The sequence below is a fragment of the Candidatus Krumholzibacteriota bacterium genome (assembly GCA_034520215.1).
Taxonomy (GTDB): Bacteria; Krumholzibacteriota; Krumholzibacteriia; order Krumholzibacteriales; family WJIX01; genus JAGHBT01.
Genome location: JAXHNR010000001.1, coordinates 695,710 through 709,310 on the forward strand (window position 1 = coordinate 695,710; position 13,601 = coordinate 709,310).

13 protein-coding genes are annotated in these 13,601 nt (G+C 41.2%); 12 read left to right on the forward strand and 1 reads right to left on the reverse strand.

All coding sequences use genetic code 11. The features are described from left to right. Window positions 1-23 precede the first annotated feature (23 nt). The 11 genes from U5O15_02965 (at window position 24) to U5O15_03015 (ending at window position 9,513) form a co-directional block, all read left to right on the forward strand. Window positions 24-959 (forward strand): ribose-phosphate pyrophosphokinase, encoded by a 936-nt coding sequence (locus tag U5O15_02965; protein ID MDZ7859619.1) that lies wholly within the window; start codon window positions 24-26, stop codon window positions 957-959. A 14-nt stretch (window positions 960-973) separates the two neighbouring features. Next, on the forward strand, window positions 974-1,660 hold the full coding sequence (locus tag U5O15_02970) for a 50S ribosomal protein L25 (protein ID MDZ7859620.1): 687 nt from the start codon (window positions 974-976) through the stop codon (window positions 1,658-1,660). Between the two features lie 6 nt (window positions 1,661-1,666). After that, the gene (gene pth / locus U5O15_02975; GenBank protein MDZ7859621.1) at window positions 1,667-2,236 is read left to right on the forward strand and encodes an aminoacyl-tRNA hydrolase; all 570 of its coding nucleotides are present in this window, start codon (window positions 1,667-1,669) and stop codon (window positions 2,234-2,236) included. Window positions 2,237-2,407: 171 nt separating this feature from the next. Beyond that, entirely contained in the window at window positions 2,408-2,740 is a 333-nt protein-coding gene (rpsF, locus tag U5O15_02980; GenBank protein MDZ7859622.1) for a 30S ribosomal protein S6, read from the forward strand. Between the two features lie 4 nt (window positions 2,741-2,744). After that, a complete protein-coding gene (gene rpsR / locus U5O15_02985) occupies window positions 2,745-3,005 on the forward strand; it encodes a 30S ribosomal protein S18 (GenBank protein ID MDZ7859623.1) in 261 nt (86 codons plus the stop codon). Between the two features lie 15 nt (window positions 3,006-3,020). Next, window positions 3,021-3,467: a 50S ribosomal protein L9 gene (rplI, locus tag U5O15_02990; protein MDZ7859624.1), complete on the forward strand. Its 447-nt coding sequence runs from the start codon at window positions 3,021-3,023 to the stop codon at window positions 3,465-3,467. A gap of 52 nt (window positions 3,468-3,519) precedes the next feature. Beyond that, window positions 3,520-4,911, forward strand: a complete 1,392-nt coding sequence (locus U5O15_02995; protein MDZ7859625.1) for a phosphomannomutase/phosphoglucomutase — start codon at window positions 3,520-3,522, stop codon at window positions 4,909-4,911. Window positions 4,912-4,960: 49 nt separating this feature from the next. Further along, a complete protein-coding gene (locus U5O15_03000; protein MDZ7859626.1) occupies window positions 4,961-6,031 on the forward strand; it encodes a sugar phosphate nucleotidyltransferase in 1,071 nt (356 codons plus the stop codon). 20 nt (window positions 6,032-6,051) lie between these two features. Continuing rightward, window positions 6,052-7,248, forward strand: a complete 1,197-nt coding sequence (locus U5O15_03005; GenBank protein MDZ7859627.1) for a peptidyl-prolyl cis-trans isomerase — start codon at window positions 6,052-6,054, stop codon at window positions 7,246-7,248. A gap of 17 nt (window positions 7,249-7,265) precedes the next feature. Beyond that, complete coding sequence (locus tag U5O15_03010; GenBank protein MDZ7859628.1) at window positions 7,266-7,736, forward strand: bifunctional nuclease family protein; 471 nt, start codon at window positions 7,266-7,268, stop codon at window positions 7,734-7,736. Window positions 7,737-7,791: 55 nt separating this feature from the next. Continuing rightward, complete coding sequence (locus U5O15_03015) at window positions 7,792-9,513, forward strand: ABC transporter substrate-binding protein (protein MDZ7859629.1); 1,722 nt, start codon at window positions 7,792-7,794, stop codon at window positions 9,511-9,513. A 57-nt stretch (window positions 9,514-9,570) separates the two neighbouring features. On the opposite strand, the gene U5O15_03020 is transcribed toward U5O15_03015, so the two are convergent. Next, on the reverse strand, window positions 9,571-11,940 hold the full coding sequence (locus U5O15_03020; GenBank protein ID MDZ7859630.1) for an N-acetylmuramoyl-L-alanine amidase: 2,370 nt from the start codon (window positions 11,938-11,940) through the stop codon (window positions 9,571-9,573). 237 nt (window positions 11,941-12,177) lie between these two features. Between U5O15_03020 and selA the strand changes: the two genes are divergently transcribed. Beyond that, window positions 12,178-13,596 carry an L-seryl-tRNA(Sec) selenium transferase gene (gene selA / locus U5O15_03025; protein MDZ7859631.1) on the forward strand — a complete coding sequence of 473 codons (1,419 nt, stop codon included), beginning with the start codon at window positions 12,178-12,180 and terminating at the stop codon, window positions 13,594-13,596. The last annotated feature ends 5 nt before the right edge of the window (window positions 13,597-13,601 follow it).

Here is a 13,601-nt window from a genome sequence, read left to right on the forward strand (position 1 = left end):
ACCTTTTTTATGGAGGAGTTTTGATGGCTGACAAAATAACTTTGATTTCAGGAACTGCGAATCCCAATCTTTCCAGATCAATCTCTGAATATTTAGGGAAAGATTTATGTGATGTCAGCGCGGAGCGTTTTTCAGATGGAGAAATACAGGTAAGTATCAATGAAAATATCAGGGGACAGGATGTATTTATTATTCAGCCGACATTTCCCCCGGCGGAAAATATGCTTGAATTACTGATATTAATTGATGCTTGTTATAGGGCATCGGCAAATAGAATTACAGCTGTAATTCCTTATTATGGTTACGCGCGACAGGATAGGAAACATAAACCGAGAGTTTCGATTTCAGCAAAGCTCATGGCCAATCTTATTGAAACATCCGGAGCCCACAGAGTGCTGGCTTTTGAACTGCACGCTGCGCAAATTCAGGGATTTTTTGACATTCAGTTGGATAATCTCTTTGCAACCCCGGTCTTTCTTGAATATATTATGAAAAAGAAATTCAATGATCCCGTTGTTGTCTCACCCGATGTCGGCGGAATTAAAATGGCAAGAGCTTTTGCCAAGAAAGTGGAGGCAAAGTTAGCTATAGTCGACAAACGGAGAATGACGCCGGATGCAACGGAAGTCATGAATATAATAGGTGATGTTTCAGGCAGTGATATAATCATTTTTGATGATATAATAAGCACAGCCGGGACAATTACTCAAGCAGCAGAAGCGTTGAAAAAAGAAGGTGCAAAGAGAATAATCGCGGCCGCTTCACACCCCGTGTTTTCCGGGCCTGCTCTTGAAAGGCTTGAGAAATCCGTTATCGAAGAAGTTGTTGTGACGAATTCGATTCCGTTTAATGGAAGCGGCAAATGCAGTAAGGTAAAAGTGCTTGATCTTTCGTCTCTGCTTGGTGAAGCAATCAGGAGGATTCATAAAGAGGAATCAATCAGTATGTTATTTATATAAATACGGAGGAAAAAATGGAAAAGATACTGTTAAAATCAACTGTAAGAGAAGAAGTTGGGAAGAAAAGCGGAGGCAGGTTGCGTAGAAACGGGAAAATCCCGGGCATTCTTTACGGCCACAAAGAAGAGCCTATTCCCCTTGCGATAGATGAACATGATATATGGGAGATTCTTCACAACGCTCAAACTGAAAATCTTATTGTTCACCTTGACATTGAAGGTGTGGACCTTCCCGAGAATGTAACAATTGTAAGAGATATTCAACAGCACCCTGTTACAGGCGATATCCTTCACGTCGATTTATTGAGGGTCGCTATGGATGAGATGATCGATGTAAATGTGCCAGTTAGAATCAAGGGTGTCGCAAAGGGTGTAACTGAAGAAGGAGGAATACTCTATCATAGTATTCGACAGATAAGGATTAATTCCAACCCGTCTGAAATTCCTGAATTCATCAATGTCGATGTTACGGAAATGTCTATAGGCGATACGATTCACGTTTCTGATATTGTGGGAGATTATGAAGATATAAACTTTGTTTCTGAATTGGATTTAACTCTGGTCCATGTTGCGGCTCCCAAGGAGCTTGAACTGCCCGAAGAAGAGGTCGAGGAAGAAGGGCTCGCAGAGGGTGAAGAGGTTGAAGAAGGCGAAGAGGAAGAAACTGAGGGTGAAGAAGAGCAGGACGAAGAAGGATCCTGATATTAAGTGTGTGGGATATCTTATCTTTGCGGGCTTGGCAATCCCGGCAGTGTGTATGCCGGCACGAGACATAACCTGGGGTTTCAAGTACTGGATCTACTCGCCGGAGAATATAATCTCAGCTGGAAAAACGGGAATGAAAGCGCGGATGCGGCAATATGGAAAACCAGACATGGCAAAGTAACTTTAATTAAGCCACTTTCCTATATCAACCTTTCAGGTTCGGTGCTGTCTGCTTTCACTCACCTGGAAAGTTCTAATATTCTAGTTATATGTGATGATATTCATCTCCCGGTTGGATCTCTACGCGTAAAGAAATCCGGAGGCAGTGGTGGACATAAGGGGCTTGAGTCTATTGAGGAAGAATTCAATTCAACAGAATTTGCTCGTCTCCGTTTGGGAATAGGTCCGGCTCCTCTGTCATCTAAATGGAAGGAATTTGTTCTCAAACCATTTTCTGAATCAGAAATATCAGATGTAAATTCAATGCGGAAAGAGGCGGTTGAAGCGATTAAAGTAATTGTAAACAGGGGGATTGAAACAGCCATGCGGAACTTCAATCGAAAAAGAGAATAGAACTGATAAATTTTCAGTCAGTTTTGGGGCTTGACCCCAAATTGTACGAGTGTTATATTTCATCTCTGCTGTTTCTGCGGAAATAGCGGGTATAGTTAAGCGTTCTTTTATCACCCTACTTTCTCCCTGATTAGGAGAAAGTCATTAAAGACCGAAGGGAGGGAATTGCGAATGAGAGCATATGAATGTGTTTTTATTCTGGAGCCTTCATTAGAAGAAGCTGAGATAAACAGCCATGCCGACCGCTTTGCTGAGATTATAACTTCACGCGGCGGACTAATTAATAAAAAGGATATATGGGGGAAACGTAAACTTGCCTATGCGATCGATGGATTCGTTGAGGGTGTTTATGTTCTTCTTAAATTTAAAGGGAATAATGAAATCCTCGATGAATTGAAAAGGGTATTCAAATATGATTCCGTTATTATCAGGCATATGATTGTTATAGACGACAGTAGTGTTTCGCCAGAGGATGAAAAAACAGAGGAATCAATAGAGAGGTAAAGCTATGGCTAAAAAATCAAAGAATAGAAAAATTAAAAGCAGAAGGCCGGGGTCTGATAAACCCTGTAAATTTTGTAAAAAAGGTGTTAATAAAATCGATTGGAAGGATGATGTTCTTCTCAAACGCTTTATCACCGACAGAGGGAAAATAGCGCCGCGCAGAGTGACCGGTACGTGCGCCCGTCACCAGCGAATGCTCGCGCGCGCTATTAAACGCGCTAGATTTATGGCATTGTTACCATTTGTAAGGGTATATTACCGGTAAGGTGGTGCGAGGATAATGGAAATAATTTTAAGAGACAATATAGAGAATCTAGGTAAAACTGGAGAAATTGTTGATGTTAAAGACGGTTACGCGAGGAATTTCCTCATACCGAAAGGCCTGGCCGTTATAGCTACCAAATCAAGCAAGAAGGTAATAGAAGAAGAGGACCAGCAGCGTAAAATTAGAGCCAGGAAAATAAAACGTAATTTGGAAGGGACTGCCGAGAAGATGAAAGGCATTTCCTGCACTATTACTGTACAAGCCAGTGAAGAAGATAGATTGTATGGTTCCGTTAACGCGTCTGATATCGCTGATGCAATTAATAAACACAGTGATATCAAAATCGACAGCAAACAGGTTATACTGGAGGAACCAATAAAGATTCTCGGTGTATATACAGTTACTGTGCGCCTTCACAAAGAAGTTGAAGTTCCTGTTAAGGTATGGGTTGTCAAGGAGTAGTTACTTTCTTTTTTCAAAAAGTTTTTTGGAAATTCGACAACTCCCTTGTTGATTGATAAGGAGGATAATCATCGTATTACCGGAAAAAATATTCAGAGAGTACGATATTAGAGGTGTTGTCGATGAGGATTTAACGGATGATGGAGTGAGGAATCTTGGTAAAGCAGCGGCTGTGACATTCCTGAGAGACAATATAGAAGAAGTTATTATCGGAAGAGATATACGTCTTAGTAGTGAGAGGTTTTTTAACGTTCTCACCGAAGGATTACTAACAAGCGGTGTGAATGTTATAGATATTGGCGTTGTCCCTACTCCTGTCTTCTACTTTGCGGCAAAGAAATGGGACAAAAGGGGCGGAATAATTATTACAGCCAGCCACAATTCCGCGGAATTCAATGGTTTTAAGGTGTTTCGCGGTGAAGGCACTATTTATGGAGAGGATATCCGTGAGCTGCACAGCATTATCGTAAATGGAAGATTCAGGGAGGGAAACGGCAGTTTAATCCAAAGAGATATTAAAAACGAATATATCGATTTCCTTTGTGAAAATATAGATATTAAACGCCCGGTAAAATTTGCCGTCGACGGCGGGAATGGAACGGCCGGTATTGTGGCTTTGGATATATTCAGAAAGCTGGGGTTGGAGCCTGTTGAGTTGTTCATGCGCCCGGACGGCAATTTTCCCAACCATCATCCTGATCCTACAGTTGAGCATAATCTAATTGATCTCAAAACCGCGGTTAGTGAAAACGGACTTGAACTGGGTATTGGTTTCGATGGAGATTCTGACCGAATCGGCGTTGTAGACGAAGAAGGAAATGTTCTATGGGGTGATGCTCTTCTGGCACTGTACTCGAGAGATGTGTTAAAGAATAATCCCGGTGCTACAGTTATATTCGAGGTTAAATGTTCAAGGTCCCTCGAGGAGGACATAAGGAATTTGGGGGGCAACCCTATCATGTGGAAGACGGGCCATTCCCTTCTTAAGAAGAAAATGCGTGATGAAAACGCTCTGCTGGCGGGTGAGATGAGCGGACATCAGTTTTTCGCCGATAGATATTTTGGATATGACGACGCTATATATGCGGCTTTGAGACTTCTTGAGATCGTCTCGATGAGAGAAAAGCCTCTAAGCGATTTTTACAGAGAATTTTCAAGATATAAAAGTACACCTGAAATAAGGATCGAATGCGAAGATGCCCGGAAATTTGATATAGTAAGAGAAGTTTCCGCTCAATTCAAAAAGACGAACAGGGTTCTGGATGTTGATGGCGCCAGAGTTGATTTTGAAGAGGGATGGGGACTTATAAGGGCGTCAAACACTCAGCCCGCTCTTGTTTTCAGGTTTGAAGCTGAAACAGAAAAGGCTCTTATTGCAATAAGGGAAGAATTTTCCAGAGTGTTGGAAAAATTCAAATTGAATACTTCAAAGTTTTTTAATTAAGAACACTCTATGTTCGTTAGGAATTTTTTCTTGGTAAGTGGAGGATATAGTGTACGCTGTTATTCTGGCTGGGGGTAAGGGTAAAAGATTTTGGCCGGCAAGCAAGGCAAAAGAACCGAAACAGTTTCTTAAGATAAACGGCGACCGGAGTATGCTGTCGATAACCTTCAATAGACTGGCTTCCGTTCTTTCTAAAGAGAAAATATTTCTTATCACCGTTGAGGATCAGTTGGAACTGATAAAAGAAGAACTTCCTGAAATTTCTTTTGAAAATATATTCACCGAACCCGCGGGGAGGAATACAGCCCCGGCGCTGGCTATTGCCGCCCTTTTGGTTAAGAAGCGCGGCGGCGATGAACCTTTTCTGGTTTGCCCGGCTGACCATTTAATAGAAAATACTGACAATTTTTATGATTCAGTAAAGAGAGCAGCGAGATTAGCGGAGAAAAACGACTTTATGGTGACATTCGGAATAAAACCGAAATATCCCGCCACCGGTTATGGATATATTCAGGCTGGCGAAGAACTTGATATGGAAACCGGAAATATTTTTTACAGGGTTGAGCGCTTTCACGAGAAACCGGATCGAAAACTGGCTGTAAAATTTATCGAAACAGGTGGATATTATTGGAACAGCGGCATGTTTATGTGGAGACCTTCTGTTTATCTGCTGGCCTGGTCGCGTTTTCTGCAGTCGGGGAATGACGCTCTTATGAGGATTGATGAATCGATAGGAAAGAAAGAAATGCAAAAGGTTGTCCGCGAGGAATATCCACATCTTCCATCTACTTCCGTCGATTACGGAATTCTGGAAAAGGCAGATAATGTTGTTGTTATTCCAGTAGATCTAGGTTGGAATGATGTCGGCAGCTGGGATGCCCTATATGATATTTTCCCAAATGATAGTTCCGGAAATGTTAAAATCGGAAAATCTAAGCTGGTTGATTCTAAAGACTGTCTTTTTTTCAACCCTGATGGATTTACCGCCGCCGTCGAAGTTGAGGATATTATTGTGATTTCTGACGGCGCCAACATTCTTGTCTGCAAAAAGGGAAAGAGTGAGAGAGTTCGTGAAATTGTTGAATTTGCTGAAAAAGAGGGATTGAATAAACTTCTGTAGAATCTGAAGGAGGTTTTGTTATGTCACGCAACTTGTTTACAGTAATAATAGTTATCTGCGCGGTGAGCTTTATCGCGGGATGTAAGGGAGGGGATGATATTGAAGTTAAATCCGGTTTGGTCGCGAGACTGGATGATGAAGTCATAAAAGAGAGAGAACTTAAGGCCAGGATGAAATCCCTTCCTTACAGTCAGAAGAAGAAATATGAAGGAGAAGCCGGAAGGGCGGAACTTGTAGATGAAATGATCAAGGAAAGAGTTCTTTACAAGGCAGCTCTTGAAAATAAGATTCAGAATAAGGAAAGTATAAGAACAAAACTGGATTATGCCAGGCGGGCAATTTTAATCAAAGCGTATTACGGTTATATGGCTGAAAAGATGGAGTGTACTGATAAAGAGATAAAGGAATACTATGATAATCATCAACTTGAATTCAAGAATGAGTCTACGGTAAGAGCTCAACACATATTTTCCCGCGACAGCCTCAAAGCTGCAGAATGGAAAAAAAGGATCGAAAGCAGTGATGATCCTCACATCTTTAATAAAATTGCCAAGAAGGAAAGTGAAGATTTATCGACTTCACAAAATAATGGAATCTTGGGATATTTTAACCCTTATGGTTATATTAATTTTGTTGGAAAAGACCGAAGATTCGGCAATGCTGTAGAATGGCTCTCCGAAGGGCAAATCAGCGATGTTATTTCTTACGACAAGGGGTATTCTATCGTTAAGGTTCTGGAAAAACGCCCGGCAACAATTAAACCCTTGTCTGAAGTTCGTGAAGATATTATTAGAAAGATTAAAAATCGTAAAATAAAAGAGGTTATTGAAAATGAAATAAAGAGACTGCAGAAAAAATACAATGCTGTCAATTATCTTCGCCAGGAGTTGATAAAAAACACAAGATCGGCCAAGGAGCTATGGGAGCTTGCCCAGGAAGAAGAGTCGCCAAATAAGAAAATCATATATTACAGAGCGATATCCAACGGTTATCCCGATCACAAATTCGCGCCGCAGTCTCTGTTTATGATAGCTTTTACTTATTCCGAAGAATTAAGTGATTATGTTTTTGCCCGAAGAGCCCTTAACGAATTATTTGAAAAATATCCCGATTCTGAGATAATCGAGTCCGCGAAATGGTTGAAAGAGAATATGGGTAAAAATTCATTGAAACTTGATTCAACAGGTAGTATTAAGAAAGAAAGCGCAGAAGAGTAGGCAGGGGGATAATATCAATGAGAGAAGTTGTTGTAAGCGCTTTAGCTATGGATAAAGAACGGGAATATCCAGTGGTACTTCTAAAGGCTTCCGAGAAGAGCGCGGTGTTGCCGATTTGGATTGGTCCCGCGGAGGCCTCCTCGATATTTACCGTTTTAGCTGGAAAATCATTTCAAAGACCAATGACACACGATCTTATGCGGATTATTGTGGACGTCCTCGAAGCTGAAGTAAGTAGTGTGGAAATAACCGGAATTTCAAAAAATACCTATTTTGCCAGGATTGTTCTGAGGCGGGATGAAGATATTTTCTATGTGGATGCCAGACCGAGTGATTCGATTGCTCTTGCTCTGCGTTGCAAAGCTTCTATTTTTGTGGACAATGATCTTTTCGATGAATATTCCAGGAAGATGTCTATCAAGAAGGACGACGAGGAGGGACATCTTGACAGAATTGACCCTGAAGATTTCGGGTTTTTTGATTTGTAGCCGGAAAAATATGTTTATACGTAAATATTGAGTTTTCTTTGAATAAGAACTGATTATGAAAATATTCATTATTCTATCTTGCTGTTTGATCCTTTTTTCCTGCGCTCTTTTTCCCCCTTCAGGAAAAGAGACAGAAGATCTAAGCAAAGACGAAGAAGCATTAATCACGAAAATAAGAACCCTTCTTTTTGAAGGTGATATTAACGGCGCGATCGAATCCGGCAGGCGCTATCTACTGCGTTACGCGGACAGTGAGAATGCAGGTAAAGTCCGTGTTTATGTGGGCAGGGCTAATTTGAAACTGGGCCACACTGACCGGGCGATCGAAGTCTTAAGTCCAATTTTTAAAGAAGATCATCCGGACAGATTAAAAATCAAAGCTTATCTTATCACCGCTGAAGCCCAAATGGCCAAGGGGAAAATATCCAACGCGACAGAGAATATTTTGAAGGCTTCAATACTGGATATAAGTGAATCTCAGTTATATAAAGCTAAAGAATTACTTTCTGAAGAAGAAAAAATGCTGACTTTAGCAGATCTTGAGAATATGGCAGAAAAATATAATTCATCTCCACTTCTTTTTTTTATGCTGGAGAGGAGTCTGAAATTATCCGAGAGGGGGGCGGATAAGGATTATAAAGATAGAATAGTAGAATTGATTTCCCGGTATACAGGCGCTGATTTACCTGAAAATAAGGGATTGGAAAGGGGAATTCGGAAGCGGGAATTATCTCCCTTCAGGATAGGCGTTATATGCCCGCTAACCGGCAGGTTTTCAAAACTCGGGGAATCTTTCGCTAACGGAGCAATCCTCGCTTTGAAAGAAGCCAGGAAAAGGGGTGTCCGCGGTGTTGAGATTGTTGTTGGAGATACAAAAGCGAATTCTCTTGAAGCTTACTTAGTAGCCGAAAGACTTATAAAGGAAGAGGATGTTGATGTGATAATCGGGGCTATTTCAAGTTCTTCTACTGTAGCCGCGGCGCAGGTTGCTCAGGCTCGCAAGAGAATACTGTTTTCTCCAGTTGCCCCCGAAAGAGGGATCGATGATATCGGTGATTACATATTCCAGGATTTGAGAAATTATGAATCTGAAATAATTGCCGTCGCTAAAGTTGCCTGTAGAGAACTCGGAATAAAAAGGATTGCTTTACTTGCTTCAGATAATCAATTAAACAGGAGAATCGAGTTATTGCTTAGAGCTGAAGTAGAAAGAGAAGGAGGAAATATCTGTTTGGCTGATTATTATAAGGAGGGGGATACCGATTTTAAAGAAAATATCGATAGAATAAGGGCGGCTTCTCCCGAAGCACTTTTTATTCCTTCAGATAAAGATGACCTGGTTTTGATATTGCCCCAGCTTTCATTTTATGAATTCGGAGTACAGCTGCTCGGCTTGAGTAGTTGGGATTTTGATGATTTGATACGGATGACTGGAAAAGATATGACAGGGGCTTTATTTCCCGCGAAAACGAGCACCAATGACGAACGCGAATTATACAACTCAGCGGCTGCTTACACGGGACAGTCCGAGGAAGCCGCCAACCGTTTTGAAATCAAAGGATACGCGGGAGCTAAAAAAATCATCGATCTTCTAACTGTTGAAATAGAGGATATGAACTTACGTGAAAAGATGGAGTATCTGTTGAATAACAGGAAGCACCAATATCTTAAGAGCATATCGGACAAAGGCATTTTATTCTACACGGTAAGAAATGCCGAGAAAGTACCGTTTTTATCTCATAAAAGCAACCAAGCGGATAAAAACAGAGAACACTGACCTTTTAAGTACTTCGAGTATATGTTATGTTGCGGGATATGATCAATAAACTGCCGATCAATCATCTTTCAATTCAATTAATATTTCATTTTCCGTCTCAGCTTGAACATCATACATTCCCCAGCGATACTCTTCGCCGCGAGTTTGAACAACGATCATATGTTTTCCGGGGTCAATATGGCTGAAAACCGCTATTCCCCTGTCATTTGTCGGTAGTGTAAGAAGATTATCGACGGTTACGTATACATCAGGTATACCACGTCCTTTAGAGGTTATTTTGATTTTTACCGGATTAAATTCAGCGTGGTCAGCGTTGAAATAATTCAGGATAGATGAAAATATATTTTCGCTTATCAGATTTATATAATCAGGATCGGAGGCAATTTCTTCAAATTCTTTTTCATCCAGCGACGTGAAATGGATTTCACAGGCGGGGCAGGATGTCTGTGAAAGAAGTGAGCTCGCTGAACTTTTTATTACACCGCTTTCGGCCAGGTAGAGTCCTTCGAGGTTGGAGTTAATGATAGCAGCTATTTTTGTTCCTCCTTGGCTGTCGGGATAGTGCCTGATCGAGAAGGCGCCCTTAGCATTATCCAATTTCAAGTCGTGGTTGATCTGGATTGACAGCTCCGGATAGAAGCGGTTTATACCTGCGATTCTTTCCTGCTGCGATAGAGTTTCTTCCCCTTCTCTGGTTAAATACACAAAGGCTCCGGAAGTTTTTAAAATATTACTTACTTGTTTGGCTATTCTCAGATTTATGGAACTTTCTTTAATCATCTTCTTACCTGAAGTTCCGCCGTACGCTCCACCGCAGGCGGGATCTATAGCAATTCTTCGTGAGTTTAATTTTCCCTCAAATAAAGGAGGAAGTTTTATAACTATCGTCTCTTTCCCCTCAGAAAAAGCATTGATGTCGGTTGTAAACGGTTTGAACCCTCCCGCTATTATCAGAGGGTTTATCTTTGGAAGGGAATCGGGAAGATGAACGATTCCATTTCCGTCACCTTTTAGCGTATGGCTGTTTTTACCCGTATAAACCAAGGGGAAAGGTATTACGCTATTATCCCCCGAGCTTACGATTTTCAGGGTTCTGGTTTTAGAGGGGGCAAATTGGGGAAAGTAGAGAGTATCATTTCTACCTGATATATCGACAGTAAAATTCCCCGGTAGAAGGGATTCTTTTACACAAAAGGAGAGCATTCCGTTATTGCATTCCTCCGAATATTTCTTCTCGGAGTCCAGAGGTGAAATTAAAGCGTGAGATCCGTCGATTATGGGATTGCCGAATTTATCAAGTATTTTAACAGAAAGAATAATATTTTTATCTGAGCCGCGTTTGGGAGGAAGGGGCAGAAAATGCACCGGAGGCCGGTTTAATACAAAAGTATGCAAACCGCTTGTAGCAGTTGCTCCTCTTACACTTTTGACGCTTGCCCGGACTGTATGAATTTTGTTCGGAGTATCGGAAGTGATGCCGAAATGAAGTGTTTGAGTGTTTATGTCTAAGGACGGTTTATTTGCTTTTCCGTCAAAATATATTGTTGATGAAGCGGGGTCGATTGGTATATTATTTCCCCTCTTTATTTTGAAAACAATATTATTATTACTATAAACAGTATCAGCTTGAGTCGATATTAATTTTAATACGGGTACTCCCCTTGAAAAATAATTTACCAGAGCGATAAAGTAACTTTCAGCTTCGAGTTGCTGCTTGGAAGACAATTTCAATTTACCCTCTACCGCCGGATTGGATATATAGCTTGCTTCACCCAGAATCGACGCCTGTCCGGTTGAATTCCTCAGGACATAGTAATTCCCGGGATTTATTCTTGAGTTTTCTATGCCGAGATTCCTTGCCAGATGAAGTCTGACCAATTGAGCAAGCTCAAGTGAAGCCCCTGAGTCCTTGCTGTTATAGTAGATTTCAATTCTGTTTTTATCTCTTTTGACGGGGAGTGTTGAATTATGATGAATTGAAATAAATACTTCGGGGTTGTAAGAATTGGCTTCTTCAACCCGGGCTTTAAGGTCGTCTTTAAGATCTTTGGAATCCTCTGAGAGGAAATCACGGTCAGTTGTTCTTGTCAATTTAACGTCAGCGCCGGCTTCATCAAGCAAACCCCAGAGGTAAAGCGCTACTCCCAGATTTACTTCCGCTTCGGACAGACTGTCTGCTCCCAGGGCGCCTTTAAAATTACCGCCGTGCCCGGGATCTATAACTATTTTTCTATCCACGAGAACCCTTTGTTCAAGGGTTGGTCTTTTTTCGGATAGAGATGAATACAGTCTAATATATTTTGAATGTCTTGAAGCGCAGCCCGCGTATAACAACAGGGCTGCCGCGGCGAATATTGTGTAAAATGCTAGTCTCTTACGGTTCTTTAAACACAGTTTTCCAAAAGAGATCAAGAAATTCTTTTCCATTCATTTCTCCTTTTATTATCTTTATCGAGTTCAGAGAAATTTATCTGAAAGGTCTATTTTAATATTCTAGACAAAGCCTCGTTATTGGTCCAAGATACAATAGATGTGTGGAAATTGCAATCAAGCAATAATATGATGGACAGCAGACTTGTTCAATATATTGTGAAAGTTATTGACTATACCCACAATATGTGGTAGAAAATGGGAAATTAAACCAACTCAGGTTTGTGAGGAAATATGAATTTACAAGTGCTTCTGAAAAGTTTGCCCTCAGTTGAAAAAGTACTTAAAGATGATCGTATAAATATTCTTATCACCCCCTTCTCAAGAAAGGGGGTTGTACAGCTGGTACGTCGGGCAATAAGTGGTTACCGCCGTGCTATTATCGAAGGTGAGGGAACTGTCTCCGGCAGGGAAGAAGATCTCACAGGCGCGATAGTAACAGAGGTTGTAGAGAAAGTTAAAAAGTTGACAGGGAGTGTCTCAAATAGAGTGATCAACGCTTCAGGAGTTGTGCTTTATACGAATCTTGGGAGAGCTGTACTGGGAGAGCAGGTAAAGGCTGAAATCAAAAAAGCTGCTTCCGGCTACATTGATTTGGAGATCGATCTTGAAACAGGTCAGAGAGTTAAGAGAGAGAGGCGCGCCGCAAAGCTGCTGTCCCTGATAACAGGAGCCTCCGACGCTCATATTGTAAATAATAACGCGGCCGCTGTCTTTCTTGCGGTAAATACTCTGGCGGAAAATGGGGCGATAGCCGTATCAAGAGGGGAACTCGTTGAAATTGGAGGAAGCTTTAGACTTCCGGATATACTATCAAAATCCGCGCGTAGAGTCATTGAAGTCGGGACAACGAACAGAACGCACATAAAAGATTATAAGAAAGCTATCCTGAATGGCGCGGATCTTTTATTAAAGGTGCATAAGAGTAATTATAGTATAACAGGTTATACTAATGAAGTTTCTTTAAAAGAACTGGTGGAACTTGGACGGGAGAATAACATTCCCGTTATGTATGATCAGGGTAGCGGATTATTGTATCCTATTGAAGCGGGGGAAATAGAGGGAGAAGAATCTATAAGTGAAATAATAGGGTCAGGGGTCGATCTGATTTGTTTCAGCGCCGACAAAATGTTCGGGGGTCCGCAGGGCGGAATATTACTCGGTTCATCCGATTTGATTGAGAGTATGAGGAAGAATCATCTTTCAAGGGCGCTTAGAATTGACAAATTAACGCTCGCTGGTCTTGAGAAAGTCCTTATCCATTATTGGAATGGAGAATTGGAAAGTATTCCCGTGCTTGAATCGGTTAATATGAGCGCGGAAGAAATAAAAAAGAGAGCCGTGAATTTTTCAGAGTCGATTGAAGAAGAACTTTCCGGAAAGATTTCAATAAGTACTGTAGAGGGGCTATCTTCTGTGGGCGGAGGATCATTTCCAAATTATTCCTTGCGAAGTGAACTTGTTAAAATTACTCTTGCAGAAGGGAATCCGGATAGGTTTTCGGTTCTGCTGAGAAAGCAAGATCCCGCGGTTATCGTAAGAGTGAAAGGGGATTCTATATTTATAGACCTTCGGACTGTTAGTCATGATGAAGAAATTCTACTTAAGAAAGCAATTGTAAAGGGACTGCGAGATATTGCCTCGAGGGAGTGATTTTA